Genomic DNA, 26,641 nt, shown 5'->3' on the forward strand with positions numbered 1-26,641 from the left:
GTGGTGTGTCGCCTTACTCCGCCGGCTTCTCGCCCGCGCTCTCTTCCGGCTTGTCGTCTTTCTTGCCGAAACCCATCTTGCGCATCAGACCGGCCATCGCGCCGGTCTTCTCCGCAGGCTCCTCGGGGGCACTTTCCACCGCAGCCGGCGGCGGGCCGTAGCGCGCCTGCATCTCGGCCTCGAAGCGCTTGAAGAAGTCGTCCGCCGTCGACTTGGCGGCACCATCGATCAGGCGCTGCCCCAGCTGCGCGATCTTGCCGCCCACCTGGGCCTGCACCGTGTAGTCGAGGTCGCAGGCCGTGCCGTCACCATCGGCGACCGCCTTGAGCGTGACGCTCGAGGCGCCCTTGGCGAAGCCCGCCACACCGCCCTGCCCCTCGAAGGACAGCTTGTAGCTGTCGGGCGGCATGATGTCGGCCAGCGCCACCTTGCCGTTGAACTTGGCCGAGACCGGGCCGATCTTGACGGCCAGCGCGACCGTGTACTGGTTGTCGCCGGCAGGCTCGAACTTGTCGCAGCCGGGAATGCATTTCTTCAGCGTCTCCGGGTCGTTGAGCGCTTCCCAGGCCTGCTGCTGCGTGATGCCGAGGCGGCGGTTGCCGAGCATTTCCATGGTGAGTCCTTCTTTCGTTAGCGGCCGCAGCGCATCAGCGCGGCCAGGCTCGATGCCAGTTCTTCGAGTGCGTTGAGATTGTGGACCGCGAGCATCGCGTCCGCATGGCGGTGCAGCACCGCCGCCCCACGCGCGAGCGGGGCATAGCCTTCGTAGCGCAGCAGCGGATTGAGCCACAGCACGCGCCGCGTGTGGCGCTTGAGCCAGAGCAGCTCCTGCTCGAGCACATCGGGCTCGCCGGTGTCCAGACCGTCGCTGATCACCAGCACCAGCGTGCGGCGGCCGCTCAGGCGGCGCGCATGCCGGCGGCGCAGCTCGGCGAGCGAACCGCCCAGACGCGTGCCGCCGGCGAAATCGGCGATCGCCGCGCCGGCCGCGGCCAGCATGGCATCGGTGTCGGCGATGCGGAAGGCCGGCGTCAGGTCGGTCAGCTGGGTGCCGAAGGCGAACACGTCGCGCCGGCCGGCACGGCGCGTCGCCGCATGCAGGAAGGCCAGCAGCAGCCGCGCGTAGCGTTCCATCGAGCCGGAAACGTCGACCAGCACCAGCAGCGGCAAGGGCTGCCGCCGCCGCGCCAGCCGGGGCAACCGGAACATCTCGCCGCCGGTGCGGCCGGCCTCGTGCCACACGCCCGGCCAGTTCATGCGCGAATGCGTGCCGGCGTTGCCCGCCGGGTGCAGCCGGCGCGCCGCGACGGTGGGCACCGGCAGCGCGATGTCGCGCGCCAGCCGCTCCACCAGCCGGTATTCGGCCGCGCCCAGGGCGTTGAAGTCGGCATGGTGCAGGCGCTGGCGGTCGCTGGCCGTCATGGCCGCGTCGAACTCCACCTCGCGCTCGTTCCGCGGCGCCTGCATGGGCTCGCGCGGCGCGGCCAGGGCCTCGCGCACGCGCGGGCGGCGCTTCACGGGCTCGGCCTTGCCTTCGGTGCTCGGCAGCATCTGCGCCAGCAGCTTGTTGGCCAGCTCCGGGTCGCGGAACCAGGCGTCGAAGAGCTCGCGGAAAACGCCGCGGTCCTGCTCGCGGCTGATCATCACGGCCTCCATCGCCGCCGCGAGATCGTGCCGGCTTTCCACGCCGACCAGCATCGCCGCCTCGGCCGCTAGCGCGATGCGTGCCGAGTCCGTCCGCACCCCGGCCCGCCGCAGCGCGCGACCGAAGCCGGCCATGTTGTCGGCCAGCTTGCCCCGCCTTGCGTCACCCAGCTGCTGAACGCTCACCGCGTTCCCTCCTCCTCGGGCCGGAGCAGCTCGGCGGCGAGTTCGTGCGTGAGCGCAGCCACGTCGTCGCGCTGCTTGAAAAGAATGCCGGCGGTGTCGACCACGATCTCGGGATCGAGTTCGAGCGTGTCCAGCGCGATCAGCGCACGGGCCCATTCCACGCTCTCGGCAATGCCGGGCGCACGCTGGAAGGCGTCGCCGAAAGGCGTGCCGCGCAGGCGCGCCACGAAGGTGGCGACCTGGTCGGACAGGCGCTGGCTCGCGCCCGGCACCTGCGCCCGCACGATCGCCAGCTCGCGCTCGCGCTCGGGGTAGTCCAGCCAGTGGTAAAGGCAGCGGCGCTTGACCGCGTCGTTGAGTTCGCGCGTGCGGTTGCTGGTCAGCAGCGTCACCGGCGGCACCAGCGCGCGCACCGTGCCGAGCTCGGGGATGCTGACCTGGTACTCGCCCAGGTACTCGAGCAGGAAGGCCTCGAAGGGCTCGTCGGCCCGGTCCACCTCGTCGATCAGCAGCACCGCCCCGGGCGCCGGCGCCTGCAGGGCCTGCAGCAGCGGGCGGCGGATCAGGTAGTGCGGCTGGTAGACCTCGGCCTCGACGTCGCGCGCCGCGCCGTGCGCCTCGGCCGCACGCATGTGCAGCAGCTGCGCCGCGTAGTTCCATTCGTAGAGCGCCTCGCGCTGCTCCAGGCCGTCGTAGCACTGCAGCCGCAGCAGTTCGCGCTGCAGGGCGCTGGAAAGCGCCTTGGCCAGCTCGGTCTTGCCCACGCCCGGCTCGCCCTCCAGCAGCAGCGGGCGCTGCAGCCGCAGCGCGAGGAAGACCGCCGTTGCCAGCCGCCGGTCGGCGAAGTAGCCCGCGCCTTGCAGCGCCTGCACGACCGCGTCGATGGTGGGGAACGGGGAGGTCGTGGCAGGCGTGTCGTCAATCATCGAAGAAGCTCTTAGCCCAGCGCCTTTCGCACGGCCCGCTGTGTGAGTACGCTGATCAGGTTGGCGCGGTAGGCGGCGGTGGCATGCAGGTCGCTGTTGAGCGCTTCGGCGTCGATCTTGACGCCGGCCGCGGCCTCGGGCGTGAAGCTCTTCGTCAGCGCGTCTTCCAGCCCCTTGTGGCGGAACACGCCGTTGCCCGCGCCGGTGACGGCCACGCGCACGCCGGCATCGCCCTGCGTGACGAAGATGCCGACCAGCGGGAAGTTCGAGGCTTTCTGCCTGAGCTTTTCGTAAGCCGCGCGCTTCGGGACCGGGAAGCGCACCGCGGTGATCAGCTCGCCGTCCTCCAGCGCCGTGGCGAACAGGCCCTGGAAGAAGTCATCGGCCGCGATCTCGCGCTTGTTGGTGACCACCGTCGCCCCCGAGCCCAGCACCGCGCTCGGGTAGCAGGCCGAGGGGTCGTTGTTGGCCAGCGATCCGCCGATGGTGCCCATGGCACGCACCTGCCGGTCGCCGATGTGGTCGGCCAGCCAGGCCAGCGCCGGGAAGGCGGCCTTGACCTCGGCGCTGGCGCCCACGTCGAGGTGGCGCGTCATGGCACCGATCACGAGGGCATTGCCCTCCTTCCGGATGCCGGACAGCTCCTGGATGCCGCCGAGATCGACCAGCTGCTCCGGCGCCGCCAGGCGCAGCTTCATCGAGGCCAGCAGCGTCTGTCCGCCGGCCAGCAGCTTGCCACCGGCCGCGGCCAGCTTGGCCGCATCGGCGACGGAGGCGGGACGTTCGAGGGTGAATGCGTACATGTCGTGTTCCTCCGTGATCAGGGCGCCGGGCGGCCTTGCGTGCTCGCGGTCAGCGCGGGCGCCTGGGGTTCCTGGGTCGGGCTGGGCCGGCCGCTGCGGATGGCTTCCCAGACGCGGTGAGGCGATGCCGGCATGTCGAAGTCCTTGACGCCCAGCGGCGCCAACGCATCGAGTACCGCGTTGATCAGCGCCGGCGGCGAGCCGATGGCGCCGGCCTCGCCGCAGCCCTTGGTGCCCAGCGGGTTGTGGGTGCAGGGCGTGCAGGTGGTGTCCAGCTTGAAGGTGGGGAAGTCGTCGGCGCGCGGCATGGCGTAGTCCATGAAGCTGCCGGTCAGCAGCTGGCCGCTCTCTCTGTCGTAGACGCAGTTCTCCATCAGCGCCTGGCCCAGGCCCTGCACGATGCCGCCGTGCACCTGGCCCTCGACGATCATCGGGTTGATGATGGTGCCGAAGTCGTCCACCGCGGTGAAGCGGTCGATCTTCACCTCGCCCGTCTCCTTGTCGACCTCCACCTCGCAGATGTAGGTGCCGCCCGGGAAGGTGAAGTTGGTCGGGTCGTAGAAGGCGGTCTCGTCCAGCCCCGGCTCCAGCTTGTCCAGCGGGTAGTTGTGCGGCACGTAGGCCGTCAGCGCCACCTGGCCGAAGGGGATCTTCTTGTCGGTGCCCTTGACGGTGAACTCGCCGTTTGCGAACTCCACGTCGGCATCGCTGGCCTCCATCAGGTGGGCCGCGATCTTCTTGGCCTTGGTCTCGATCTTGTCCAGCGCCTTCATGATGGCCGCGCCGCCGACCGAGATCGAGCGTGAGCCGTAGGTGCCCATGCCGAAGGGCACGCGGCCGGTGTCGCCGTGCACCACGTCCACGTTCTCCACCGGGATGCCCAGGCGCGCCGCCACCACCTGCGCGAAGGTGGTCTCGTGGCCCTGGCCGTGGCTGTGCGAGCCGGTGAACACGGTGACGCTGCCGGTCGGGTGCACGCGGATCTCGCCGCACTCGAAGAGGCCGGCGCGCGCGCCCAGGGCGCCGGCGATGTTCGAGGGTGCGATGCCGCAGGCCTCGATGTAGCTGGAATAGCCGATGCCGCGCAGCTTGCCCTGGGCCTCGGTCGCCTTCCTGCGCTCTGCGAAGCCCGCCACCTCGGCCAGGTCCTTCGCCTTGTCCATGGAGGCATGGAAGTCGCCCGTGTCGTACTGCAGCGCGACCGGCGTCTGGTAGGGGAACTGGGTGATGAAGTTGCGCTTGCGGATCTCGTCCTGGCCCAGGTTCATTTCCCACGCGCAGCGCGAGACCAGCCGTTCCAGCAGGTAGGTCGCCTCGGGCCGGCCGGCCCCGCGGTAGGCATCCACCGGCGCGGTGTTGGTGAACCAGGCATCCACCTCGACGTAGATCTGCGGCGTGGTGTACTGGCCCGCCAGCAAGGTGGCGTAGAGGATGGTCGGCACCGCGGTGGAGAAGGTCGACAGGTACGCACCCAGGTTGGCATCGGTATGCACGCGCAGGGCGAGGAACTTGCCGTCCTTGTCCATCGCCATCTCGGCATGGCTCACGTGGTCGCGGCCATGGGCGTCGGACAGGAAGCACTCGGAACGCTCGCCGGTCCACTTGATGTTGCGGTTGAGCTGCTTGGCCGCCCAGGTCAGCGCGACGTCCTCCGCGTAGAGGAAGATCTTGGAGCCGAAGCCGCCGCCCACGTCCGGCGCGATCACCCGCACCTTGTGTTCGGGCAGGCCCAGCACGAAGGCCGTCATCAGCAGGCGCTCGACGTGCGGGTTCTGGTTGGCCACGTAGAGCGTGTATTCCTCGTTGGCGCGGTTGTAGCTGCCGATGGCCACGCGCGGCTCCATCGCGTTGGGCACCAACCGGTTGTTGACCAGGTCCAGCTGGGTCACGTGCGCGGCCTTGGCGAAGGCCGCGTCCACCGCCGCCTTGTCGCCCAGCACCCACTTGTAGCACTGGTTGTCGGGCGCGGCGTCGTGCAGGGTGACGCCGCTGCTCTTCTTCGCGGCATCAGCCACGCTCACCAGCGCCGGCAGTTCCTCGTACTCGACCACCACCGCCTCGGCGGCGTTCTTGGCCTGCTCCACCGTCTCGGCCACGACGATGGCGACATGGTCGCCCACGTAGCGCACCTTGCCGATGGCAAGGATCGGATGCGGCGGCTCCTTCATCGGGGTGCCGTCGGGGTTGTTGATCAGCCAGCCGCAGGGCAGGCCGCCCATCTTGCCGTCGATGTCCTTGCCGCTGAAGATGCCGACCACGCCGGGCATCTTCAGCGCGGCCGAGGTGTCGATGGATTTGATCGCCGCATGCGCGTGCGGCGATCGCAGGAACACGGCATGGCACTGGTTGGCCAGGTTCACGTCGTCGGTGTATTGGCCCGCGCCGGTGAGGAAGCGGTAGTCTTCCTTGCGCCGGAGGCCCTCGCCGATGTGCGGCAGCTTCGCGAAGTCGGGTGCGCCCATGGCTGTCTCCTCAGGCGGTCGCCGCGGCCTTGGCGGGCGCGGCCGCCATGGCTTCGCCGCCCATCATCACCGCCTTGACGATGTTCTGATAGCCGGTGCAGCGGCACAGGTTGCCATCGAGCAGTTCGCGCACCTCGGTCTCGCTGGCCTTGGGATGGTGCGTGCACAGGTCGATCGCGCTCATCACCATGCCCGGGGTGCAGAAGCCGCATTGCAGGCCGTGGCACTCCTTGAACGCGGCCTGCATCGGGTGCATGGTGCCGTCGGGCTGGGCGATGCCCTCGATGGTGGTGATCTTCGCGCCGGTCATCTGCGCCACCAGCACGTTGCAGGACTTGACCGCGCGCCCGTTCACGTGGACCGTGCAGGCGCCGCACTGCGCCGTGTCGCAGCCCACATGCGTGCCGGTCAGGTGGAGGTGCTCGCGGATCGCTTGCACGAGGAAGGTGTTGGGCGGCGCGTCGACCGTGACCTCGCGGCCGTTGACCGTGAATGAAACCTGCATGGGGCTGTCTCCGTTCAGAAGTTGGCTGGTTTTCGGCAATTGGAATGGTGGACGCCGCTCAGGGGCCCAATCCTAGGCAAAACCCTAGGCGCTTGCAGGTCGCCCTTGAAATTCTCAAAATGAAACAATCCGCCGTCCGGCAACGGCCCCAGCATGCGTCGATGACGACGCCGTTCCCCACGATGAGTCTCCCTTCCAAGCCCCCGCCCGAGCGTTCCCTCGCCATCGCCCAGGCCCGGCGCGAATGGATCGAGGGCGATGCCGCGACGCGCGGCAACCGCGTCGAGCCCTGGCTGCTGCGCTCCTGGCAGCGCTGCCTGGCGGCCGGCCACCGGCCGCAGCAGCGGGTGAGCTTCGACCCGGTCTCGCGCCAGGCCGCGCAGCGCGTCGCGGAACGCAACCGCAGCCTGCTGTCGGCCGCGCGGCCGGTACTGGCGAAGCTCTCGCGCGCCATCGCCGACACGCGCTACTTCGCGATCCTGACCGACGCCGACGGCACCGTGATCGAGACCGGCGCCCTGCCCGGCGGCAGCGACAGCGCGGCCCGCCATGCACGCAACATCGCGCGCATCGGCGTCGACCTGTCCGAGCGCGCCGTCGGCACCACCGCCATCGGCGCCGCGCTGGCCGAGCGCGAATCGGTGTGGCTGCACCGCGGCGAGCATTTCTTCAACGACACCAGCGTCTACAGCTGCGCCGGCGCCCCGTTGTTCGGCCCCGCGGGCGACTGCATCGGCATGCTGGACCTGACCGGCGTGCAGGCGGTGGAGCGGCCCGAACTGCGCCACCTGGCAACGCTGTCCGCGCGCAGCATCGAGAACGCGCTCGTGCTCGCCCTGCCCTGCGCCCTGCTGCTGCGCCTGGACTGGCCGGGCTACGGCGGCGGGCCGGGCAGCGAAGGGCTGCTGTGCATCGATGAAGACGGCCGCGTGACCGGCGCCAACACGGCAGCACGCCAGATGCTGCACCAGCCTGCCGGCCCGCAGCCGGCGCCGCACTGCCAGGAGCTTTTTGCGCTGCCGCCGCAGATGTTGTTCGACGCGGCACGGCGTGGCGATGCGGTGCTGGAGGTGCCCCTGTGGTCCGGCCTGCGCGTGCAGGCGAGGCCGCAGCTGCCCGACGGCGAGGCGGCCCCGCCGCCCGCCCCTGGACGCCCGCGCCTGCGCGACGTCGAGGCCGCGCTGATCCGCCGTGCGGTGGACGATGCGCGCGGCAACGTGGCCGAGGCGGCGCGCACCCTGGGCATCAGCCGCGCGACGGTCTACCGGACGCTCAACCGGGCCCGAAACGGCGCCTGAGCGCCCACCCACACCGTCGGCCACGGCCGACAACGGTCCCGGAAATCCCCGCGCCTGCACGGCCCGGGCGGCGCCGCCAGAATCGAGGCATGAACACAAGCTACGCCAGCGTCGAGCCCTCCCGCACGGAGGTCGACGCCCTCCCGGGTCCCACCGTGGTCGAATTCGGCGCGCCCTGGTGCGGCATCTGCAAGGGCGCGCAACCGCTCATCGAGAAGGCGCTCTCGGCTGCCCCGCCGCTGCGTCACCTGAAGATCGAGGACGGCAGCGGCCGCCCCCTGGGCCGCTCCTTCGGCATCAAGCTCTGGCCCACGCTGGTCTTCCTGCGCGACGGCCGCGAGCTGGGCCGCGTGGTGCGCCCCACCAGCGCGACCGCGATCTCGGACGAGCTCGCCCGCCTCGTGCAGCCCGCCTGAGGCGGCAGGCGATCAGCCCTTGTTCGCGCGCTCGTAGGCGCGCGGCTGCGTCAGCACCTCGTGGCGCAGCGCATCCTCCAGCTCGGCCTCGGTCATCAGCTTGCGCTGGAGCACCACCTCGCGCACGTTGGTCCCGTTGGCATAGGCCTCGGCCGCGACCTCGGTCGCCTGCTTGTAGCCGATGATCGGATTGAGCGCGGTGACCAGCGCGATCGAGCGCTCGATGCTCTCGCGCAGCCGGTCCGGGTTGGCGGTGATGCCCTTCACGCACAGGTCGGCCAGCGTCGTGCAGCCGTTGGTCAGGTGCTTGAAGCTGCGGAACAGCGCGCTCGCGATGATCGGCTCGAAGGCATTGAGCTGCAATTGCCCCGCCTCGGCAGCGAAGGTCACGGTCAGGTCGTTGCCGAAGACCTCGAAGCAGACCTGGTTCATCACTTCCGGGATCACCGGGTTGACCTTGCCCGGCATGATCGAGGAGCCAGCCTGCATTGGCGGCAGGTTGATTTCGCCGAAGCCCGAGCGTGGGCCGCTCGACAGCAGGCGCAGGTCGTTGCAGGTCTTCGAGAGCTTGACCGCGATGCGCTTGAGCACGCCGGACAGCTGCACGAAGGCACCACAGTCCTGCGTGGCTTCGATCAGGTTGGGCGCGGTGGAGAGGTCCAGCCCGGTGATGCGGCGCAGCGCCGTCAGCGCCTTGCCGGCGTACTCCGGATGGGCGGTGATGCCGGTGCCGATGGCAGTGGCGCCGAGGTTGATCTCGCGGATCAGGGCCGAGGCCTCGGTCAGCCGCGCGATGTCCTCCTCGATCATCACTACGTAGGTCGAGAACTCCTGGCCCAGCGTCATCGGCACCGCGTCCTGCAGCTGGGTGCGGCCGATCTTGAGCAGGTGCGCGAACTCGCCGGCCTTTTCCGCGAAGGCGGCGCGCAGGTGCTCCATGGCCTTGAGCAGCCGCTCGATGGCGAAGCAGGTGGCGATGCGGATCGCGGTGGGATACACGTCGTTGGTGCTCTGCGCCATGTTGACGTGCTCGTTGGGATGCAGGTACTGGTACTCGCCGCGCTGGTGGCCGAGGATCTCCAGCGCGCGGTTGCACACCACCTCGTTCGCGTTCATGTTGGTGGAGGTGCCGGCGCCGCCCTGGATCACGTCGACCACGAACTGGTCGTGCAGCGCGCCGTGGCGGATCTCCTCGCAGGCGGCCACGATGGCGTCGCGCAGCTCGGGCGGCAGGAGGCCCAGCTCGGTGTTGGCCTGCGCCGCCGCTTCCTTCACCGAAGCCAGCGCCACCACCAGCTCGGAGAACGCCGAGATCGTGGTGCCCGAGATCTGGAAGTTCTCCTTGGCCCGCAGCGTGTGGACGCCGTAGTAGGCCTCGTCGGGCACCTCGCGGTCACCCAGGAGGTCGTGTTCGATGCGCATCTTTCCCATGGTTGTCTCCTCTGCGTCGTGGCTTGGAGGTCCGAGTGTGCTCCCGGCCCGCCGGCCCCGCCACAGCCCATTGCGCAAGAAGCGATGTCACAAACGCATGGTCCGGGCCGTCTTGATGACATGGAAGGCCGCATGGGGCGGCGTTCCGTGGCCCCCATCGAAGGATCTCCCATGTCTCACGCTCCCCGCATCCCCTTCCACCAACTCGCCCCCAAGGCCTTCCAGGCCCTCTACACGCTCTCCGGCGCCGTACGCAAGGACCTGCTGGGCAAGCGCCTGCACGAGCTCATGGTGCTGCGCGTATCGCAGATCAACGGCTGCGGCTTCTGCATCGACATGCACTGGCGCGACCTGGTCGCGCAGGACGTCGACGTGCGCCACATCAACGCAGTGGCGGGCTGGCGCGAGGCGCCCTTCTTCACCGAGCGCGAGCGTGCCGCCCTGCGCTGGGCGGAGATCGTGACGGCCATCCCGCAGCAGGACCCGAGCGACGAGGAATTCGCCCGGCTGAAGGTTCATTTCTCCGACGAGGAGATCGCAGAACTGGGCTTCGCCATCTCCGTGATCACGGCCTGGAACCTGCTCAACATCAGCTTCCGCAACCCAGTGCCCGAGAAGGCCTGAGCATCACGGCTCGTCCGGTCTTCGCCGGCATGCGCGCACCCATCTAGGATGGGCGCAATGCCCACGCTCCATGACCACCCCGTGAATGCGCCCCCGCCGTCCAGGCTGCTCCACCTGGACGCGCTGCGCGGCTTCGCGCTCATGGGCATCCTGATGGTCAACATCGCCACCTTCGCCTCCGCCTATTACGGCGCGGCGGTGCCCGACCCGCAGTTCAGCCGGCCGGCGGACCAGCTCGTGCGCTGGCTGGTGGCCTGCCTGTTCGAGACCAAGTTCTACCTGCTCTTCTCCTTCCTCTTCGGCTACAGCTTCACGCTGCAGATGAGCACGGCCGAGCACAGCGGCGGCGCCTTCGTGCCGCGCATGCTGCGCCGGCAGCTCGGGCTGTGGCTGCTGGGCGCGGCGCATGCGGTGTGGCTGTACCACGGCGACATCCTCGCGACCTACGCCGTGCTCGGCCTGATCCTGCTCGCCCTGCGCCGCCAGAGCGATCCGAAGGCGGTGCGGCGGGCCTGTGTGCTCACGCTGGTGCCCGCCGTCGTGCTGGTGCTGATGGGGCTCGCGCAGCTGATCTTCGGCGGGCCGGCCGACCTCACGGGTGCCACCCTGCGCGCCGGCGCTGCCCAGCAAGCCTGGCTGGGCCCGCCCGCCAGCGTGGTGGCCCAGCGCCTGCGCGAGCTGGGCAACACCTGGTGGATCGTCGTGCTGGTGCAGGGACCGTGCGCGCTGGCGATGTTCATGGCCGGCTTCGTCGCCGGCCGGCGCCGCATGTTCGCGCGGCTGGATCGATATCAAGGCCTGTGGCGACGCCTGCCCGCCTGGGGCCTCGCGGTGGGCGCGCCGGGCGCGGTGTTCTACGCGACCGCCACGGTGTGGGGCCTGGGCACGGGCTGGGAGGTCGTGGGGCTGGGGCTGGGGCTGCTGACCGCGCCCTTCCTGACCTTCGCCTACGTCGGGCTGGCGATGACGCTGTTCCACGGCGAGGGCGGCCTGAAGGTTGCGCATGCGCTGGCACCGGCGGGCCGCATGGCGCTGTCCAACTACCTGCTGCAGTCGCTGGCCTGCGCGATCCTGTTCACCGGCTACGGGCTGGGGCTGATGGGGCGGGTGTCGCCGGCGGGCTGCGTGCTGATCGTGCTGGGGTTGTTCGGGTGCCAGATGGTGGTGAGTGCGTGGTGGCTCGGGCGGTTTCGGTATGGGCCGGTGGAGTGGGGGTTGCGGGCGCTGACGATGGCGGAGTGGCCTGCGATGCGGAAGGCGGTGGGGGCGCCGGTCAAGTGAGGCCGGCCCCTTCCGGGAGAAACAAGGTGTTCGTGCAGTGCGTGGTGAGCGGATCGAGTGCCAGCCCGAGTTGTGCGATCAGCCGGTCGCTGTAGTTCTTGTTCGGATGCACGAAGTCGACCAGATCCCAGGCGCCGAAGAAGGGCACCGCTCCCCAGTCGGCAAAGGGGACGCCCGTATTCGAGGCAATCGATCGAAGGACGGCGTCGTAGTAATCGCGCAATAGAAGCGAATACTGCCCGAGCTCTCCGCCCCTGGCCTGGCGAGCAAAGCCCGTCAGGACCGGAACGCGGCCCTCGGCCCGCAGTTGCTGGATGATGTGGTAGTAGTCGCTGATCACCGTATTGATGCTTTTCCCTTGCCACGCATCGATGACGCCGTTCTCGATGACCACGAAGTGCGCGCTGCGCGTGAGGTAGGGAAAGGGCGTTGCCAAGTCCGCGAGCGACTGCCCCGCGATCGAATGATCGGCGACCACCAGCAGGTTGGGCCTGAAGAGCTGCAGCACCATCGAGGGGCGCGTCGCAGTCCCGTTGAAACCCATGATCGAGTCGCCGTAGATCTCGACCGTGCACAGTGAGGCATCTTCTGCAGGCTTGCCTTGGGTCACGGCGGCATCCTGCGCCTTCTGGGCTCCGCCACCGGGCGTGGCGACCGACTGGCCACCGGTGGACAACGAGGCGCCCCCGCTGAAGCCATCGCCCCCTCCCCCTCCACAGCCAACGAGAACGCCAGTCAACAATACGGCGGCGACAAGAACAGGAATCATGGTCTTCTCCTGGGGTCGGTCCAGCGCAACGGGGATGACATCGAGGCGTCGACATTGTCCGCCGCGAAGGGCGACAAGTCATGCGCATTCGACGCACGTTGAATTCTTGGCAAGGATTGGCCAGCGCAAGAGCTTGTAATCGACGTCACCAAAAGAGCGTTGCCTACCAGCCTCAAGCCCCAACCGGCACCTTGTCCAAAAAGCCCGTGACCACTCGCAGCTTCCCTCCCTCGAGCGCCACGAAGTCGGTCCCTTCGACCAGATCCTCCGCCCCACTCGGCCCCAGCGTCCACGAGAAGCGCATGTTGTCCCCATGCGCATCCGCCTGCCCTTTGAGCTTGAAGCGAAAGCCCGGATAACGCTGGTGCACCCCGCCGATCAACGCGCTGATCTGTTCATGGCCCGCCCCCTGCATGACAGGGTCGATATAGCGGGCATCGTCGGTCCAATGCGCTTTCAGAAGCGCGAGACGACGCCCGGCATCGGTCTCGTTCCAGGCATCGATGTAGCGCTCGGCGATACGGTTGGCGGCGGGTGCGGCGGTGTTCATGGCGATAGGTCCTCTTGGCTTCATGACCCGCAACAGCGCGGGTTGAAGTGATGGTCGCCGCACCGCCGCCGCCGGTCGATGACGCGGGAGGTCATGGGCACGCGCGAGCCCACGCCCCCGGGGATGGCCTACTGCGCGAACTGCTTGACCATGCGGTACATGAACTCGCGCCCGTCATACAGGCGCGGGATCGCCACGCGCTCGTCCAGCCCGTGCGCGCGCGCATCGCTGGGCTCGCTGAAGATGCCCGACACACCATAGACCGGGATGCCGGCGTTGCGCAGGAAGCGGCTGTCGGTGGCGCCGGTGCTCATGGTGGGCACGACCGGCACGCCGGGCCACATCTGCTGGGTCAGGCCTTCGACGACGGCCATCACGTCCGCGCGCAGCGGCGAAGGCGGGCTCTTGAGCGGCGGGTTGCTGGCCGTCATGGTGATGCGCTCGCCGCCCAGCACCTTGCGCAGGGCCGCTTCCACTTCGGCAGGATCGTCGTGCGGGAGGATGCGGCAGTTCACCGTCGCCTTGGCCGACTGCGGCAGCGCGTTCTCGGCATGGCCAGCGAGCAGTTGGGTCGCTACACAGGTGGTGCGCAGCGTGGCGTTGTACAGCGGCGTGCGCGACAGGCGGTCCACCGCCTCCTCGCTCGGCTGCCCCGAGGCGACCGCGCGCATGTCCTCGGCCATCTGTCCGGTCTCGAACTCGGCGCTGCGCGCGAAGTAGGTGCGCGTCACTTCGGCCAGCTTCACGGGGAAGCGGTAGGCGCCCAGGCGCACCAGCGCGCCGCTGAGCTCGTACACCGGGTTGCTGGCCGTGGGCAGCGAGCTGTGGCCGCCGACATCGCGCACCTCCAGCTTGTAGGTGGTGTACATCTTCTCGGCCACCTGCATGCGGTGCAGGATCGGCTTGCCCTTGCCGAGCTGGCCGCCGCCGCCCTCGTTGATGCCGAACTCGGCGTCGAGGAGCGGGCGCTGGTTGTTGATCAGCCAGAAAACGCCGTTGCTGGGCACGTCGCCCAGTTCCTCGTCGGCGGTCAGGGCCAGGATGATGTCGCGGCTGGGCTTGAAGCCTTCACGCCTGAGCTGCGACAGGATCGACACGAAGGACGCCGCCATGGCCTTGTCGTCCGAGGCGCCGCGCGCGGTGAAGTAGCCGTCGTCCTCCTTGAGCTTGAAGGGGTCGGTCTTCCAGTCCTCGCGCCGCGCCTCGACCACGTCGAGGTGGGCCAGGAGCAGCATCGGCTTCTTGCTGCCGTCGCCCTTGAAGCGCACCACCAGGTTGCCCTTGCGCGGGAAGGGCTCGAAGAGCTGGATCTCCTCCGGCTTGAAGCCCGCGGCCAGCAGGCGCTTCTGCATGGCGAGGGCGGCCTCGGTGTTGTTGCCGGTGAGGTGCGTGGTGTTGATTTCCACCAGCTCCTTGTAGGTCTCGCGGAAGCGCTGCTGCTCCGCGGTCAGCGGGGGCGGCGCGGTCTGGGCGCCGGCCCAGGCACCCAGTCCCGCGAGGGTGGCGATCAGGCAGCGTCGGAGTGCGATCTTCATGGTGTGAATCTCCTTCTTGTTGGCTCTTGATGTCTGCCGGCGCAGCGCCTCGCCGGCTCCCGGGAAGATTCTCACACGCGAGGGCGCTCCGGACGGGCCGCACCACCCGCAGTGTCGGGCGGCTCGCTCGGGGGAAGGCCCAGTGCCCGATGCACCGCCACACCAACGGCTGCACCGACCATCTGGGCCATCACGAAGCCCGGCACGCTGGACGGCGCGATGCCGGCGAAGCTGTCGCTGAACATGCGTCCGAAGGCGGCCGCGGGATTGGCGAAGGAGGTCGAAGCGGTGAACCAGTAGGCCGCGCCGATGTAGCAGGCCACCATCGCCGCCACGCGGCCGGCCGGCGCGCGCAGGATGACGAGCAGCAAGCCCGCCGTCGCGACAGCCTCCGCGATCCACTGCCCCGTTCCGCCGCGAAGCCTGGTCGAGAGCTGGAAGATGGTGGCATCGAACATCGCGTGCGCCAGCCATGCGCCGAGCAGCGCGCCGGACAGCTGCGCCACCACGTAGGGCGCCAGCAATAAGCGAGGCATCGAATGCCGCACGGCCATGGCGATCGATACGGCCGGATTGAAATGCGCGCCGCTCACGGGGCCGAAGACCTCGATGAGGACGTACAGGCCACCGACCGTGGCCAGGGCGTTGGCCAGCAGCGCGATGGCGACGTTGCCGCCTGCCAGCCGCTCGGCCATGATGCCGGAGCCGATGACGATGGCGAGCAGAAGCGCCGTGCCGAGCATCTCGGCCAACAGCTTGCGCGACGTACCGTTCACGGCAGCTAGCTGTTCGAGATTCTTTCGAGGGCGCGCTGCAGCTCGGCGTTGCTCATGGCATCGAGAGGGAGCTGCAGCAACTGGATCATGCGATAGCCCAGCGCTTGCCGCGTGATGTCGAACGCCCTGGCCTTGTCTTCGTCGTTCCCCGGCGCATTGGACGGGTCGGGGTATCCCCAATGAACCTTGACGGGGCTGCCGGGCCAATACGGACAGGCCTCTGCAGCCGCGCTGTCGCATACCGTGATCACGATGCGCATCTCGGGGGCACCCGGACCGACGAACTCGTCCCAGCTCTTGCTTCGATGGCCCTGGGCGTCGATACCGGCGCGGCCCAGCGCTTCCAGGGCCAGCGGATGGATGCGGCCGCTCGGTGCGCTCCCCGCGCTGTACGCACGCACCGGCCTTCCCAGCACCTGGGCCCAATGATTGAGCATGGCCTCGCCCAGGACGCTGCGTGCCGAGTTGTGCGTGCAGAGAATCAGGATGTTTGTGGTCATGGGCTCAGCGTTTCCCGATGTTCTTGACTTCGCGGTGAATGGCCATCGCGTCCGGCCCTTCAGCAGCAGGAAGAGCGAGGATTCCCCGCGGCATCCACAGGCTTGCCGCGGGGAACGCAACAGGCGGGCGCTTGTGCCTCGTCCTTTCTGGTGCTCTCGCCGAACACAGGAATGCTGTCGAGCGAATGAAAGTGCTCCCAGGCGATGCCTTGCGGGTCGGTGACCCAGTGCTTGGCGCTGCGCGCGTAGCAACAGCTCGTTTCGCCCTGGTCGAGAAGCTCCTGGTCGGCGGCTTGGGCGCGGGCTTTCAGTTCGGCCAGTTCCTCGAGGTCGTCGGCCTGGATGCCCAGGTGGTCCACCCCGGACCGCGCGCCGCGGGTGGAAATGGCGAAGTTGACGCGCGGGTCTTCGAGCATCCATTTCGCATAGTCGGCCTCGACGCGCGACGGCTCGGCCGCGAACAGCTTCGAGTAGAAGGCGATGCTCGCCTCGAGGTTCTCCACGTGGGCGTGGACGTGAAATCTCTTCATGATCGACTCCTTGATGGGTTCAGCATTTGCAGGCGGCATCGCCGGCCGTCTCCACGGCACAGGCAGCGCCCTCGCAGCAGTTGTCGGTGAGATAGCCCAGCAGCGCATTCATGTTGTCGTACGCGGCTCGGTAGATGAGGTTGCGGCTGGCACGCTCCTGGGTGACCAGCCCGGAATTGACGAGTTCCTTGAGATGGAAGGACAAGGTGGCTGCAGGCACCGCCAAGGCCTCCTGGATGACGCCGGGCGTGAGACCGCTCTGGCCGGTGACGACCAGCGCCCGGAAGATCTCGAGGCGCAAGGGGTGGGCCAGGGCGGCGAGGGCTTGAACGACTTCCTTCGATTCCATTGTTCGATAATACTCGAAATATAAGCTTTGGACAATTCATCGATTTCCCTGGAGCCGCCCTCAGGCAGCGATGCAGCACTACCATCCAGTCCATATTCCCAAGGAGCGGACGATGAAGATTGCAGTGATGGGCGCAGGCGCGGTGGGCTGCTACTACGGCGGCATGCTGGCGCGCGCAGGGCATTCGGTGGTGCTGATCGGCCGACCGGCGCATGTGGAGGCGATCCGGCGCGACGGCCTGCGGCTGGAAACGCTCAGCTTCGACGAGCACGTGCGGCTCGAGGCCAGCACCGAGACCTCCGCGGTCGAGGGTGCCGGGCTGGTGCTCTTCTGCGTCAAGTCGACCGATACCGAAAGCGCCGGCGAGGCGATGCGCCCTCACCTGCCGGCCGATGCGCTGGTCCTCACGCTGCAGAACGGTGTCGACAACGCCGCGCGCCTGCAGGCCGTGCTGTCGCAGGAGGTCGCGGCGACCGTGGTCTACGTCGCCACCGAAATGGCCGGCCCCGGCCACGTGAAGCACCACGGCCGCGGCGAGCTGGTGATCGCGCCCTCGTCGCGAAGCGAGGAGATCACGGCGCTGCTGGCCGGCGCCGGCGTGCCGACGCAGATCTCCGACAACGTGATCGGTGCACTGTGGGCCAAGCTGATCCTCAACTGCGCCTACAACGCGCTGTCGGCCATCACGCAGATGCCCTACGGCCGGCTCTCGGAGGGCGAAGGCGTGCAGGCCACGATGCGCGACGTGGTGAACGAATGCCTGGCCGTCGCCGCGGCCGGCGGCGTGACGGTGCCGGGCGACACCTGGCAGGCGGTGCAGCGCATCGCGGAGACGATGCCGACGCAGTACTCCTCCACCGCACAGGACCTGGCACGCCGAAAGCGCAGCGAGATCGATCACCTCAACGGCTTCGTGCTGCGGCGGGGCGCGGCGCTGGGCGTCGCGACGCCGGCCAATCGCGTGCTGCACACGCTGGTGAAGCTGATCGAGGGACGCGACGCGCAGTCCGCCTGAAGCGGCTTTCGACGCCGGCGCTGCACGGCTAGACGAGCGCGACAGCCTCCACCTCGACCAGCAACCCGTGGTGCAGCGGCCCGGTCGGCACCACGGCCCGCGCTGGCCTTGCATCGCCGGCCCAGGCCGCGTAGAGCGTGTTGAACACGGGCCAGTGCGCGACGTCGGCCACGTAGACGCGCACCTGCACCAGCCGCTCGATGCCGCTGCCGGCCGCGGCCAGCGCCGCCTTCACATTGGCGAGCACCTGCAGCGCCTGCTGCTCGAAGGTCGCATCCACCAGCCGCTCGCCTTCGGACGTGATGGGCAACTGGCCCGATACGAAGACGAAGCCGTTGGCAACGGCCGCGCGGCTGTAGTGCCCCCCGGGGGCGCCGAGGCCTGCGGGCGGGATGCAGCGCACCGCGTCCTCACCAGCCATGGAAGCGGCTCCAGGCACGGACGCTGCCATCGGGGTCCAGCGCGTGGTACTCGGGGAATTGGGCGCCGGTCGCGCAGGCGTGGTTGGGCAGGATGCGCAGCCGCGTGCCGATCGGAAAGCGCGCCGCGATGTCGGCGTCCGCACCCTCCTCGCGCGCCAGGATGCCATGCTCCTGGTTGGCGCTGTGCAGCACGTAACCCGGCAGCACTGTACCGTCGACGCTGCAGACCTGGCCGTAGCCCCAGTCGCGCTTCTGCTTCTGCGTGCCACGGTCGCGGCTCATCGCCATCCAGCCGGCATCGACGATGGCCCAGCCCCTCTCGGGTTGGTGGCCGATGACGGTGGTGAGCACGCTCAGCGCGAGCTCGTCGATGCCGCACACGCCGATGTTGTGCATCACCAGGTCGAAGAACACGTAGACGCCGGCGCGCACTTCCGTCACGCCGTCGAGCACCTGGGCCGACAGCGCAGTCGGCGTCGAGCCGACGCTGACCACCGGGCACGGCAGGCCCGCCGCGCGCAGCCGCTCGGCCGCCTGCACGCAGCCGGCGCGCTCCTGCTCGGCCAGGGCGGCGAGCGCCTCGGGCGTGTCGAGCTCGTAGCTGGAGCCGGCATGCGTGAGCACGCCGCCCAGGCGCATGCCGCCCTCGTGCAGCAGCCGGCCCACCTCGAGCAGATCCGCCCCGTCCGGGCGGATGCCGGAGCGATGGCCGTCGGTGTCGATCTCGATCCAGACCTCGAAGGCCTCGTCGTGCGCGCGCCCGAACTCGGCGATCTGGCGGGCCGAGGTCACGCTGTCGGTGATGATCTTCAGGTCGCAGCCGCGCCGCCGAAGCGACAGCGCCTGCGGCAGGCGGTGCCCGGCCATGCCGACGGCGTAGACGATGTCGGTCACGCCGTCGGCGAAGAACTGCTCCGCCTCCTTGAGCGTGGAGACGGTGATGCCCTGCGCGCCGGCCGCGATCTGGGCCCGGACGACCGGCGTGCACTTGGTGGTCTTCACATGGGGACGCAGGCGCTTGCCGAGGGCGTTCATGCGGGACTGCATGCGCCCGATGTTGCGCTGCATGCGCGCGACGTCGACGATCGCCGAGGGCGTGTCGAGCACCGCGAGGGGATGGAAGCTGGATGTCATGGTGGATCTCAATCGAGGAATTCGCCCTTGGCCTTGAGCGCGGGCACATCGTCGCGCAAGCCGCGCGAGATCAGGGCGGTGACGGCGGCCGGTGCCGCGGCCCCGGGTGCCGGCAGCTCGACGCCGACCGTCTGCATCTGCTGGCGGAAGCCCGCATCGGCCACCGCGCTTTCCAATGCAGCCTGCAGGCGGGCGACGACGGGTGTGGGCGTGGCACGCGGCGCGAAGACGGCGTTCCACGAACGCACGTCCAGGCGCAGGCCCGCTTCCGCTGCGGTGCCCACCTGGGGCAAGCTGGGCAGGCGCTGAGCCGAAAGCACGGCCAGCGCCTTGACCTTGCCGCCGGCGACCTGCGGCAAGGAGGTGGTGGTCTGGTCGCACATGAAGTCGGTCTGCCCGCCCATGAGGTCGTTCATCGCCGGCGCCACGCCGCGGTACGGCACGTGGGTCACGTTGAGCTTGAGCGCCGACAGCAGCATGACGCAGCCGTAGTGCGACACCGAGCCCACACCGGCGCTCGCGTAGGAGGCCCTGCCCTGGTGGCTGCGCAGCCACGCGCTGAACTCGGCCAGGTTGTTCGCGGGCAGGTCGGCCCGCGCCACCAGCAGCATCGGCGCGCCGCCCGCGAGGCCCACGGGCTGGAAGTCGGCCACCGGGTCGTAGGGCAGCTTCTTGTAGAACGCGGCGTTGGCCACGTGCGTGCCGATGGTGCCGAAGCCCAGCGTGTAGCCATCGGGTGCGGCACGCATCATCTTCACCAGGCCGATGGTGCCGCCGGCGCCGGCCACATTGTCGACCACCACCGGCTGGCCGAGCCGGGTGCCCATGTGCTGGGCCAGGCCGCGCGCCAGCGCATCGCTCGGGCCACCCGCCGGGAAGGGCACGATGAGCGTGACGGGGCGTTGCGGGAAGGTGGCGGGTTGCGCGTGCGCGGTCGTGCAGAGGGCGAGGCTTGCGGCGAGCAGCAGCCGGCGCGCAGGAACGATTGGCATGGTGATTCCCTTGTCAGCGAACCGGTGCGTGGAAGCCCTGCAGCCACGGCAGCGCCTGCGCCAGCGTCGGTGATTGACGTTCCGCCGCCGATGCGCCCTGCGGCAAGGCGAGACCGACGCGGTTGTGCCAGTAGGTGCGCAGCCCGACGGCGGAGGTGCCGAACAGGTCGTAGCCGGAGCCGGCGACGAAGGCCGCCTCGCGCGGCGCGACCGCCAGGCGCTCCAGCGCCATCCGGTAGGGGCGCGGATCAGGCTTGTAAAAGCCGGCCTCTTCCGAGGTCAGGACCACGTCCCAATCGACGTCCAGCAGCGCCGCCGCGCGCCGGCCCAGGCGCTCGGAGCAGTTGGTTACCACGCCCAGCCGGCAATGCGGGCGCAGCGCCTGCAGCAGTTCACGCGCGCCGTCCCAGGGCTGGAGGCGATCCCAGTCCGCTTCGAGCCTTTCCGGCGCCGAAGCGGGCAGGCCCACGGCCGCGGCCGCGCGACGCACCAGTTCCTCGTAGGCGACATAGGCGCCGCAGCCGTAGGTGAGCCGCAGGTATTCGGCGCGCCAGGCGCGGCCCTGCGCCTCGGAGCCGGCGGCCGCATTCCAGAGCGACCAGGAATCCAGCAGCGCCGTGAGCAGGTCGAACAGCACGGCGCGCGGGTAGGTGGTGGGTGGGGCAGGTGCTTGCATGGGGCCTACTGTAGGAAGTCGGGGCCTTCTTGTGGTTTACGCTTGCTGCATCAATCGTTAAGCTCGGCTGAATGCTTCGCATCGAGGACCTGCAACTGGCCGCGGCACTGGCGCAAGCGCCTTCCCTGAGTGCCGCCGCCCGCGCCCTGAACGTCACGCCGCCCGCGCTGTCGATGCGCCTGCGCAAGCTCGAGGCCACGCTCGGACTCGCGCTGGCCGTGCGCACGGCGCGCCGCCTGAGCCTGACGGCCGAGGGCGAGCGCTTCGCGCGCGAGGCCGCCGAGCTGCTCGGGCGGCTCGAGGCCCTGCCCCAGTCCTTCCAACGCGACGACCGCCAGCTCACCGGCACGCTGCGCATCGCGGCGCCCTTCGGCTACGGGCGGCAGCGCATCGCGCCGATGCTGGCACGCTTCTCCCGCCTGCACCCGGGCCTGCGCCTGCAGCTGGACCTGCGCGAGACGCCCTGGCCCGACCGGCACGATTCCGACGTGGTGATCCACATCGGCACCGTGCGCGATTCGTCCTGGGTGGCGCGCACCCTCGCCTTCAACGAGCGCTGGCTGTGCGCCAGCCCGGACTACCTGCGCCGTCACGGCACGCCACGCGAACCGCGCGAGCTCCTGGCCCATGCCTGCATCAGCATCCGCGAGAACGAGGAGGACGTGACGCTCTGGCACTTCCATCGCCCGGGCGGCGATGCGGCGCGCTCGCGCAAGGCGCGCGAGTCGGTGCGCATCGTGCCGGCCTTCACCACCAACGACGGCACGGTCGCGCGCGAGTGGGCCGAGCAGGGCCTGGGCCTGGTGCTGCGCTCCGAATGGGATGCGGCCGAGGCGGTCGCGCGCGGCGCCCTGGTGCGGGTGCTGGCCGAGTGGCGCCTGGACAGCGCGCCGGTGCTGGCGCTGGTGCCCACGCGCCGCGGCCGCACGGCGCGCGTGCAGGCGCTGCTGGCCTTCCTCGAGGATTCGATGGGAAAGCCCGCGCTCAGCGCCCGGGGTCGGGCGCCCGCCGCACCTGCGCCCCCGAGCGCGCGGAAAGCTCGTGCACGATGACGCCCTGCATCGGATCGACCGGATCGTTCCACGGCGCGCGCCGCAGGATGCGGCTCGCGTCCCGGTGCCCGGCCTCCCAGCGCATGCGGATGCCGGCGGCGCTGAAGTCGATGTCCTTGTAGAAATCCTCGCTGTCCAGCGAGGGCGCGAGCAGGCGCACCACGTGCATCGTGGTGCCGCAGCCGTAGGCCAGCAGCTCGCGCACCTCGGGTGCCTCGCGCTTGCCGGCCGGCAACTGGCGCGACAGCTCGCGGATCACGTGGCGCAGGTGGTGCAACTGCTGCTGCCGCGCGATGTGGCTGTCGGCCCGGCTCGCGTACTGGATGTCCTTCTGCCGGCCCAGGGCCTCCCAGATCGAGCGCGGCTCGTCGCCGCTGGGCTGCCAGACGTTGACCGAGAAGATCACCCCGCTCCTGCGCGGCACGTCGTCGAACACGGCCTCGATCGGCGTGTTGGAGTAGACACCGCCATCCCAATAGGCCTCGCCGTCGATACGCACCGCGGGAAAGGCCGGCGGCAGCGCGCCGGAGGCCATCAGGTGGTCCACGCCCAGCGCGCAGATGCGGCTGTCGAAATAGGTCATCTGCCCGCTGCGCACCGCGACGGCGCCGACGGTGAGCCGGGTCTGGGCTTCGCGCAGCAGGTCGATGTCGATCAGCCTGCCCAGTGTCCCGCGCAGCGGCTCGGTGGTGTAGAACGAGGCCTCGTCGAGCCCGACCGCGGCACCCAGTGCGCCCCAGCCGGCGATGCGTGGCCGGAAAAAGGCGGGCAGTCCCTGGAAGATGGTGTTCCAGCTGCCGGCCGGGAACGGCGCCTGCTGCACGCTCTGCCAGAACTCGCGCAGGCGCTCCAGGCGCACGGCCGGCGCGTTGCCGGCGATGAGGCCGCCGTTGATGGCGCCGATGGAGGTGCCGATGACCCAGTCGGGCTCGATGCCCGCGTCCTTCAGGGCCTCGTACACACCGGCCTGATAGGCGCCGAGTGCACCTCCACCCTGGAGCACGAGCACCACCTGCCCGGGAAGTTCTGTTCGCTTTCCTGCTGTCATGCGCCGAGTGTCCGCCCCGACCGTGACACCTGGCAAGAAAAGGCCCGCGCCGCGGCAGCGCGGATGGCCCGGATCAGGCAGGAACGCCGGCAGGCTGCGCGCCCGCCGGACGGCGGCCGGGCTGCCGCTGGTAGCGGTCGACGCCCAGGCCGTCGGTGCGGATGTCGGGGCGCCGACCCATCACCTGGTCCGAAATCAGCTTGCCCGAGCCGCAGGCCATGGTCCAGCCCAGCGTGCCGTGGCCGGTGTTGAGGTACAGGTTGGCATAGGGGGTGGGGCCGACGATGGGCGTGCTGTCGGGCGTCATCGGGCGCAGGCCGGTCCAGAAGCTGGCGCGCGCGAGGTCGCCGCCGGGGAAGAGCTCGCTCACCACGCGCTCCAGCGTCGCGCGCCGCTGCGGGTTCAGGCGCAGGTCGAAGCCCGAGAGCTCGGCCATGCCGCCGACGCGGATGCGGTCGTCGAAGCGGGTGACGGCGACCTTGAAGCTCTCGTCGAGCACGGTGGATTGCGGCGCCAGCGCGGGGTCGACCAACGGCACGGTCAGCGAGTAGCCCTTGACCGGGTAGACCGGAATGCGCAGGCCCAGCGGCGCGAGGAAATCGCGGGAGTAGCTGCCGAAGGCCAGCACGTAGCGGTCGGCCTGGAGCACCTCGCGGCCCGTGCGCACGCCGGTGACGCGGCCGCCCTCGGTGACCAGGCCGTCCACCGCCTGGCCGAATCGGAAATCCACGCCGAGCCCGCGTGCGACCTCGGCGAGGCCACGGGTGAACAGGTGGCAGTCGCCGGTCTCGTCGTTGGGCAGGCGCAGGCCGCCGGCCAGCAGATCGCCGGTGCGGGCCAGGGCCGGCTCGAAGGCGCTCAACTCACGGCGATCGAGCAGTTGGTAGGGCACGCCGCACTCCTCCAGCACCGCCACGTCGCGCGCCACGGCGTCGAGCTGCGCCTCGGTGCGGAAGAGCTGCAGGGTGCCCTGGGTGCGGTGCTCGTAGTTCACGCCGGTCTCGGCACGCAGCGCGCGCAGGCAGTCGCGGCTGTATTCGGCCACGCGCATCATGCGTTCCTTGTTGACCGCGTAACGCTCGGGCGAGCAGTTCCTGAGCATGGCCGCCATCCATTGCAGCTGGAACAGGCTGCCGTCGGGGCGGATCGAGAGCGGCGCGTGCTTCTGGAACATCCACTTGAGCGCCTTCAGCGGAATGCCGGGCGCGGCCCAGGGCGTGGAGTAGCCGGGCGAAACCTGGCCGGCATTGGCGAAGCTGGTCTCTTCCGCGGGGCCCTGCTGGCGATCGAGCAACGTGACCTCGGCGCCCGAGCGCGCCAGGTAGTAGGCCGTGGTGACGCCGATCACGCCGCCGCCCAGAACGATCACTTTCATTGCAAGACCCCTTCGAAGCCGAGAAAGAAGCCTAGGTTATTCATACTCCTGCCATAAACTCCACTGAAATGAAGCCGAATGGCAGTGATCCTTCCTGTCAACGAGGCTACGGATGGCCTCCAGGAGTGAAATGACCGAGCTCGACCGAACCGACCGCAAGATCCTCGACATCCTGCAGCGCGAGGGCCGCATGCCGATGACCGAGCTGGCCCAGCAGATCGGCCTGTCCACCTCGCCCTGCACCGAGCGCGTGCGGCGCATGGAGCGCGAGGGCGTGATCACCGGCTACCACGCCCGCATCGACCCGCAGGCGCTGGGCAAGACGCTGCTGGTGTTCGTGGAGATCACGCTCTCGTCCAAATCGGCCGATGTCTTCGACAAGGTGCGCAAGGAGCTGCTGCACGTGCCCGAGGTGATGGAATGCCACCTGGTCTCGGGCGGCTTCGACTACCTGGTCAAGGCGCGGCTGCGCGCGATGAGCGACTATCGGCGGCTGCTGGGCGACCTGCTCAAGAAGTTGCCGGTGCCGGCAGAGTCGAACAGCTATGTGGTGATGGAGGAGGTCAAGGAAAGCCTTTATCTCCCGCTGGACCGGTGAGCCATTGCCGGATCCCGCGAGTCGATCGCCGGCCCGGTGCCCTCCAGCACCGCTTTGCGCACCGCACGCAGGGCCCGCCCGCAGTCCTCCCGCGTCAACGCGCCGCCCAGGCACAGGCGCAAGGCCTCGGGCGGCATGCGGTCGGTCGAGAAAGCCTGGCTCGCCACGGCCGCGACGCCGAGATGCTGCAGCACCGAGGCGATCTCGGCGCCCGCACGGGCCGCGGCGCCATGCTCCTGAAGCGGCAGCCAGACGTGAAAGCCCTGCGGATGCGTGCGCAACCCGAGGTCGCCGAGCAGCTCCCGGGCCTGCGCACTGCGCCAGCTGCACTCGGCCCGCATCGCGTCGAGCACCTGCGCGCCGACGCCCGATTCCAGCCACCGCGTCACCAGCCCGGCCGTCCAGGGCGAGGCCATCACGGTGGTGGCGCGCAGCGCGCCCGCAAGACGGAGCGTGGCAGCCTCCGACGGTGCCAGCACGAAGGCATTGCGCAAGCCCGCGCCGAGCCACTTCGACGTGCCGCTGACGTAGTACGTCAGCCCCGGCGCGAAATCCGCCAGCGGCGGCGGCACCGCCGGGGCCAGCATGCCATAGGCATCGTCCTCGATGATCGGGATGCTGTGGTGCGACGCGATGTCCGTGAGTTGCTCGCGCCGCCCCAATGACAGGGTCGAGGTGGTGGGGTTGTGGATGTTCGGGCACAGGTACAGCGCGCCGATGGATGCGCTCTTGCACAGCAGCTCGAAGGACTGCGGAACAATGCCCTCCTCGTCGCATTGAAGCGGCTGCAGCTGCGTGCCCAGCTGCGCCGCGATCGCCTTCAGCCCCGGGTACGCCAGCGACTCGACCGCCAGGCTCTGCCCCGGCTTGACCAGCATGCTCATCAGCGCGAGCAGCACGCTGTGGATGCCGGGCGCCACCAGCACGCGTTCGGCGGTGGCGTGGCCGACCCACTGCCGCAGCCATTGCGCCGCCACGCCGCGCTCGCGCTTCGAGCCGCCGGCGTCGCGATAGCGCATGAGATCGGGGATCGGCGTGTCCGACACGTAGGCGGCCGCTTCTTCCTGCAGGCGGGCGCCGGCCGGATGATCGGCCAGTTCGGGCGGCATGTTCATGGTCATCTCGGCGCCCGTGCCCGCGCGCAGCGGCAGGCCGATGAAGGAGCCGCGCACGTAGGACCCCAGGCCAGGCCGCGAGGCGATCAAGCCCCGCTCGCGCGCCTCGGCGAAGCCCCGCACCACCGTCGTGTAGTTCAGCCCGAGCTGCTGCGCCAGCAGGCGCAGCGGCGGCAACCGGTCGCGCGGCGCCAGACGGCCGCGCTGCAGATCCTCGGCCAGCAGGTCCGGAATGAGCTGGTAGGCGGGCAGGCCGCTCTGGCGGAGGCGGGGCACCCAGTGCGCAAAGGCCATGAAGTGATCGGTGGGGTGGGAGGACGGCTTCGAGTAGAGCGCAAACCGTGCCCGGCGGCACGCGCGGCCGAGGCCTTTTTTCGGTGCGCCATGCCATTGATCGGATGCATTGATTGCATCGGGATCAGGCGGCTCTGGTGCGGCCGGGCGCCTGCGAGGCCGCCGCACCGCGCCCGTGCCCGCGTGCCGCAAGGCCGGCGATGCGCTCCTGCCGCGCTTGATCGGATCTTGATCGACCGCATCGGCGCCGCGCGGGTACGAGCCTCGCAAGGGAAAGCGCACCGCCGGCGCGCTCCCCTCGACCGGATTGATCGCATCGGCGGAAGACCCCATCA

28 protein-coding genes are annotated in these 26,641 nt (G+C 69.6%); 7 read left to right on the top strand and 21 right to left on the bottom strand.

Annotated features, from left to right (window positions below; translation table 11 throughout):
- Positions 1–13: 13 nt before the first annotated feature.
- Genes A8M77_RS05345 through A8M77_RS05370 form a run of 6 tightly spaced genes read right to left on the bottom strand, consistent with a single transcriptional unit; the run spans position 14 to position 6,526 of the window.
- Positions 14–613, bottom strand: a complete 600-nt coding sequence (locus tag A8M77_RS05345; RefSeq protein ID WP_086920518.1) for a CoxG family protein — start codon at positions 611–613, stop codon at positions 14–16.
- Positions 614–630: 17 nt separating this feature from the next.
- Positions 631–1,779, bottom strand: a complete 1,149-nt coding sequence (locus tag A8M77_RS05350; protein ID WP_086920668.1) for a vWA domain-containing protein — start codon at positions 1,777–1,779, stop codon at positions 631–633.
- A 47-nt stretch (positions 1,780–1,826) separates the two neighbouring features.
- Positions 1,827–2,756: an AAA family ATPase gene (locus A8M77_RS05355; RefSeq protein WP_086920519.1), complete on the bottom strand. Its 930-nt coding sequence runs from the start codon at positions 2,754–2,756 to the stop codon at positions 1,827–1,829.
- Positions 2,757–2,767: 11 nt separating this feature from the next.
- Positions 2,768–3,559, bottom strand: coding sequence for an FAD binding domain-containing protein (locus tag A8M77_RS05360; RefSeq protein ID WP_086920520.1), 792 nt, complete (start codon positions 3,557–3,559; stop codon positions 2,768–2,770).
- A 17-nt stretch (positions 3,560–3,576) separates the two neighbouring features.
- Complete coding sequence (locus tag A8M77_RS05365) at positions 3,577–6,021, bottom strand: xanthine dehydrogenase family protein molybdopterin-binding subunit (RefSeq protein WP_086920521.1); 2,445 nt, start codon at positions 6,019–6,021, stop codon at positions 3,577–3,579.
- A 10-nt stretch (positions 6,022–6,031) separates the two neighbouring features.
- Positions 6,032–6,526, bottom strand: coding sequence for a (2Fe-2S)-binding protein (locus tag A8M77_RS05370; RefSeq protein ID WP_086920522.1), 495 nt, complete (start codon positions 6,524–6,526; stop codon positions 6,032–6,034).
- Between the two features lie 182 nt (positions 6,527–6,708).
- Here A8M77_RS05370 and A8M77_RS05375 point away from each other — a divergent pair, with 182 nt between their 5' ends.
- Complete coding sequence (locus A8M77_RS05375) at positions 6,709–7,824, top strand: helix-turn-helix domain-containing protein (protein ID WP_192871551.1); 1,116 nt, start codon at positions 6,709–6,711, stop codon at positions 7,822–7,824.
- An 89-nt stretch (positions 7,825–7,913) separates the two neighbouring features.
- Complete coding sequence (locus A8M77_RS05380; protein WP_086920524.1) at positions 7,914–8,240, top strand: thioredoxin family protein; 327 nt, start codon at positions 7,914–7,916, stop codon at positions 8,238–8,240.
- A 12-nt stretch (positions 8,241–8,252) separates the two neighbouring features.
- Here A8M77_RS05380 and aspA read toward each other — a convergent pair whose 3' ends face one another.
- The gene (aspA, locus tag A8M77_RS05385) at positions 8,253–9,671 is read right to left on the bottom strand and encodes an aspartate ammonia-lyase (RefSeq protein WP_086920525.1); all 1,419 of its coding nucleotides are present in this window, start codon (positions 9,669–9,671) and stop codon (positions 8,253–8,255) included.
- Positions 9,672–9,842: 171 nt separating this feature from the next.
- Between aspA and A8M77_RS05390 the strand changes: the two genes are divergently transcribed.
- Positions 9,843–10,295 (top strand): carboxymuconolactone decarboxylase family protein, encoded by a 453-nt coding sequence (locus A8M77_RS05390; protein ID WP_086920526.1) that lies wholly within the window; start codon positions 9,843–9,845, stop codon positions 10,293–10,295.
- Positions 10,296–10,352: 57 nt separating this feature from the next.
- Complete coding sequence (locus A8M77_RS05395) at positions 10,353–11,576, top strand: DUF418 domain-containing protein (protein ID WP_086920527.1); 1,224 nt, start codon at positions 10,353–10,355, stop codon at positions 11,574–11,576.
- Here the strand turns inward: A8M77_RS05395 and A8M77_RS05400 are convergent.
- The 7 genes from A8M77_RS05400 to A8M77_RS05430 form a co-directional block, all read right to left on the bottom strand.
- Entirely contained in the window at positions 11,569–12,345 is a 777-nt protein-coding gene (locus tag A8M77_RS05400) for an SGNH/GDSL hydrolase family protein (protein WP_086920528.1), read from the bottom strand. The two genes, A8M77_RS05395 and A8M77_RS05400, sit on opposite strands and share 8 nt — an antisense overlap.
- Before the next feature lie 172 nt (positions 12,346–12,517).
- Complete coding sequence (locus tag A8M77_RS05405; protein ID WP_086920529.1) at positions 12,518–12,895, bottom strand: nuclear transport factor 2 family protein; 378 nt, start codon at positions 12,893–12,895, stop codon at positions 12,518–12,520.
- Between the two features lie 128 nt (positions 12,896–13,023).
- A complete protein-coding gene (locus tag A8M77_RS05410; RefSeq protein WP_086920530.1) occupies positions 13,024–14,430 on the bottom strand; it encodes a M20/M25/M40 family metallo-hydrolase in 1,407 nt (468 codons plus the stop codon).
- Positions 14,431–14,501: 71 nt separating this feature from the next.
- Positions 14,502–15,206 (bottom strand): aquaporin, encoded by a 705-nt coding sequence (locus A8M77_RS05415; protein WP_272947424.1) that lies wholly within the window; start codon positions 15,204–15,206, stop codon positions 14,502–14,504.
- 5 nt (positions 15,207–15,211) lie between these two features.
- On the bottom strand, positions 15,212–15,706 hold the full coding sequence (locus tag A8M77_RS05420; protein WP_086920531.1) for an arsenate reductase ArsC: 495 nt from the start codon (positions 15,704–15,706) through the stop codon (positions 15,212–15,214).
- 59 nt (positions 15,707–15,765) lie between these two features.
- Entirely contained in the window at positions 15,766–16,236 is a 471-nt protein-coding gene (locus A8M77_RS05425; RefSeq protein WP_086920670.1) for an ArsI/CadI family heavy metal resistance metalloenzyme, read from the bottom strand.
- Between the two features lie 19 nt (positions 16,237–16,255).
- Positions 16,256–16,585, bottom strand: coding sequence for an ArsR/SmtB family transcription factor (locus A8M77_RS05430; RefSeq protein WP_086920532.1), 330 nt, complete (start codon positions 16,583–16,585; stop codon positions 16,256–16,258).
- A 112-nt stretch (positions 16,586–16,697) separates the two neighbouring features.
- On the opposite strand from A8M77_RS05430, the gene A8M77_RS05435 reads away from it, so the two are divergent.
- Positions 16,698–17,600, top strand: a complete 903-nt coding sequence (locus A8M77_RS05435) for a ketopantoate reductase family protein (protein WP_086920533.1) — start codon at positions 16,698–16,700, stop codon at positions 17,598–17,600.
- Positions 17,601–17,628: 28 nt separating this feature from the next.
- Here the strand turns inward: A8M77_RS05435 and A8M77_RS05440 are convergent, their stop codons facing one another.
- Genes A8M77_RS05440 through A8M77_RS05455 form a run of 4 tightly spaced genes read right to left on the bottom strand, consistent with a single transcriptional unit; the run spans position 17,629 to position 20,824 of the window.
- The gene (locus tag A8M77_RS05440; RefSeq protein ID WP_086920534.1) at positions 17,629–18,021 is read right to left on the bottom strand and encodes a RidA family protein; all 393 of its coding nucleotides are present in this window, start codon (positions 18,019–18,021) and stop codon (positions 17,629–17,631) included.
- Positions 18,011–19,156 carry a DSD1 family PLP-dependent enzyme gene (locus tag A8M77_RS05445; RefSeq protein WP_086920535.1) on the bottom strand — a complete coding sequence of 382 codons (1,146 nt, stop codon included), beginning with the start codon at positions 19,154–19,156 and terminating at the stop codon, positions 18,011–18,013. The genes A8M77_RS05440 and A8M77_RS05445 overlap by 11 nt, the downstream gene beginning before the upstream one ends.
- Before the next feature lie 8 nt (positions 19,157–19,164).
- Entirely contained in the window at positions 19,165–20,148 is a 984-nt protein-coding gene (locus A8M77_RS05450) for a tripartite tricarboxylate transporter substrate-binding protein (protein ID WP_086920536.1), read from the bottom strand.
- A 13-nt stretch (positions 20,149–20,161) separates the two neighbouring features.
- Complete coding sequence (locus tag A8M77_RS05455) at positions 20,162–20,824, bottom strand: HAD family hydrolase (protein ID WP_086920537.1); 663 nt, start codon at positions 20,822–20,824, stop codon at positions 20,162–20,164.
- A gap of 71 nt (positions 20,825–20,895) precedes the next feature.
- Between A8M77_RS05455 and A8M77_RS05460 the strand changes: the two genes are divergently transcribed.
- Complete coding sequence (locus A8M77_RS05460; protein ID WP_086920538.1) at positions 20,896–21,876, top strand: LysR family transcriptional regulator; 981 nt, start codon at positions 20,896–20,898, stop codon at positions 21,874–21,876.
- On the opposite strand, the gene A8M77_RS05465 is transcribed toward A8M77_RS05460, so the two are convergent.
- On the bottom strand, positions 21,809–22,924 hold the full coding sequence (locus A8M77_RS05465; RefSeq protein WP_086920539.1) for a patatin-like phospholipase family protein: 1,116 nt from the start codon (positions 22,922–22,924) through the stop codon (positions 21,809–21,811). The two genes, A8M77_RS05460 and A8M77_RS05465, sit on opposite strands and share 68 nt — an antisense overlap.
- 73 nt (positions 22,925–22,997) lie before the next feature.
- Entirely contained in the window at positions 22,998–24,299 is a 1,302-nt protein-coding gene (locus tag A8M77_RS05470; protein WP_086920540.1) for a D-amino acid dehydrogenase, read from the bottom strand.
- Positions 24,300–24,429: 130 nt separating this feature from the next.
- On the opposite strand from A8M77_RS05470, the gene A8M77_RS05475 reads away from it, so the two are divergent.
- On the top strand, positions 24,430–24,897 hold the full coding sequence (locus tag A8M77_RS05475) for a winged helix-turn-helix transcriptional regulator (RefSeq protein ID WP_086920541.1): 468 nt from the start codon (positions 24,430–24,432) through the stop codon (positions 24,895–24,897).
- Here the strand turns inward: A8M77_RS05475 and A8M77_RS05480 are convergent.
- Positions 24,876–26,306 (bottom strand): aminotransferase-like domain-containing protein, encoded by a 1,431-nt coding sequence (locus A8M77_RS05480; protein ID WP_086920542.1) that lies wholly within the window; start codon positions 26,304–26,306, stop codon positions 24,876–24,878. The two genes, A8M77_RS05475 and A8M77_RS05480, sit on opposite strands and share 22 nt — an antisense overlap.
- Positions 26,307–26,641: the final 335 nt, after the last annotated feature.

Origin of the sequence: Variovorax sp. JS1663 (assembly GCF_002157355.1) — a bacterium.
Taxonomy (GTDB): domain Bacteria; phylum Pseudomonadota; class Gammaproteobacteria; order Burkholderiales; family Burkholderiaceae_C; genus Variovorax.

Excerpts from the sequence above, each read along its gene's own strand:
- A8M77_RS05345 (WP_086920518.1), bottom strand. The coding sequence starts at position 613 with ATGGAAATGCTCGGCAACCGCCGCCTCGGCATCACGCAGCAGCAGGCC.
- A8M77_RS05350 (WP_086920668.1), bottom strand. The coding sequence starts at position 1,779 with ATGGCCGGCTTCGGTCGCGCGCTGCGGCGGGCCGGGGTGCGGACGGAC.
- A8M77_RS05355 (WP_086920519.1), bottom strand. The coding sequence starts at position 2,756 with ATGATTGACGACACGCCTGCCACGACCTCCCCGTTCCCCACCATCGAC.
- A8M77_RS05360 (WP_086920520.1), bottom strand. The coding sequence starts at position 3,559 with ATGTACGCATTCACCCTCGAACGTCCCGCCTCCGTCGCCGATGCGGCC.
- A8M77_RS05365 (WP_086920521.1), bottom strand. The coding sequence starts at position 6,021 with ATGGGCGCACCCGACTTCGCGAAGCTGCCGCACATCGGCGAGGGCCTC.
- A8M77_RS05370 (WP_086920522.1), bottom strand. The coding sequence starts at position 6,526 with ATGCAGGTTTCATTCACGGTCAACGGCCGCGAGGTCACGGTCGACGCG.
- A8M77_RS05375 (WP_192871551.1), top strand. The coding sequence starts at position 6,709 with ATGAGTCTCCCTTCCAAGCCCCCGCCCGAGCGTTCCCTCGCCATCGCC.
- A8M77_RS05380 (WP_086920524.1), top strand. The coding sequence starts at position 7,914 with ATGAACACAAGCTACGCCAGCGTCGAGCCCTCCCGCACGGAGGTCGAC.
- aspA (WP_086920525.1), bottom strand. The coding sequence starts at position 9,671 with ATGGGAAAGATGCGCATCGAACACGACCTCCTGGGTGACCGCGAGGTG.
- A8M77_RS05390 (WP_086920526.1), top strand. The coding sequence starts at position 9,843 with ATGTCTCACGCTCCCCGCATCCCCTTCCACCAACTCGCCCCCAAGGCC.
- A8M77_RS05395 (WP_086920527.1), top strand. The coding sequence starts at position 10,353 with ATGCCCACGCTCCATGACCACCCCGTGAATGCGCCCCCGCCGTCCAGG.
- A8M77_RS05400 (WP_086920528.1), bottom strand. The coding sequence starts at position 12,345 with ATGATTCCTGTTCTTGTCGCCGCCGTATTGTTGACTGGCGTTCTCGTT.
- A8M77_RS05405 (WP_086920529.1), bottom strand. The coding sequence starts at position 12,895 with ATGAACACCGCCGCACCCGCCGCCAACCGTATCGCCGAGCGCTACATC.
- A8M77_RS05410 (WP_086920530.1), bottom strand. The coding sequence starts at position 14,430 with ATGAAGATCGCACTCCGACGCTGCCTGATCGCCACCCTCGCGGGACTG.
- A8M77_RS05420 (WP_086920531.1), bottom strand. The coding sequence starts at position 15,706 with ATGACCACAAACATCCTGATTCTCTGCACGCACAACTCGGCACGCAGC.
- A8M77_RS05425 (WP_086920670.1), bottom strand. The coding sequence starts at position 16,236 with ATGAAGAGATTTCACGTCCACGCCCACGTGGAGAACCTCGAGGCGAGC.
- A8M77_RS05430 (WP_086920532.1), bottom strand. The coding sequence starts at position 16,585 with ATGGAATCGAAGGAAGTCGTTCAAGCCCTCGCCGCCCTGGCCCACCCC.
- A8M77_RS05435 (WP_086920533.1), top strand. The coding sequence starts at position 16,698 with ATGAAGATTGCAGTGATGGGCGCAGGCGCGGTGGGCTGCTACTACGGC.
- A8M77_RS05440 (WP_086920534.1), bottom strand. The coding sequence starts at position 18,021 with ATGGCTGGTGAGGACGCGGTGCGCTGCATCCCGCCCGCAGGCCTCGGC.
- A8M77_RS05445 (WP_086920535.1), bottom strand. The coding sequence starts at position 19,156 with ATGACATCCAGCTTCCATCCCCTCGCGGTGCTCGACACGCCCTCGGCG.
- A8M77_RS05450 (WP_086920536.1), bottom strand. The coding sequence starts at position 20,148 with ATGCCAATCGTTCCTGCGCGCCGGCTGCTGCTCGCCGCAAGCCTCGCC.
- A8M77_RS05455 (WP_086920537.1), bottom strand. The coding sequence starts at position 20,824 with ATGCAAGCACCTGCCCCACCCACCACCTACCCGCGCGCCGTGCTGTTC.
- A8M77_RS05460 (WP_086920538.1), top strand. The coding sequence starts at position 20,896 with ATGCTTCGCATCGAGGACCTGCAACTGGCCGCGGCACTGGCGCAAGCG.
- A8M77_RS05465 (WP_086920539.1), bottom strand. The coding sequence starts at position 22,924 with ATGACAGCAGGAAAGCGAACAGAACTTCCCGGGCAGGTGGTGCTCGTG.
- A8M77_RS05470 (WP_086920540.1), bottom strand. The coding sequence starts at position 24,299 with ATGAAAGTGATCGTTCTGGGCGGCGGCGTGATCGGCGTCACCACGGCC.
- A8M77_RS05475 (WP_086920541.1), top strand. The coding sequence starts at position 24,430 with ATGACCGAGCTCGACCGAACCGACCGCAAGATCCTCGACATCCTGCAG.
- A8M77_RS05480 (WP_086920542.1), bottom strand. The coding sequence starts at position 26,306 with ATGGCCTTTGCGCACTGGGTGCCCCGCCTCCGCCAGAGCGGCCTGCCC.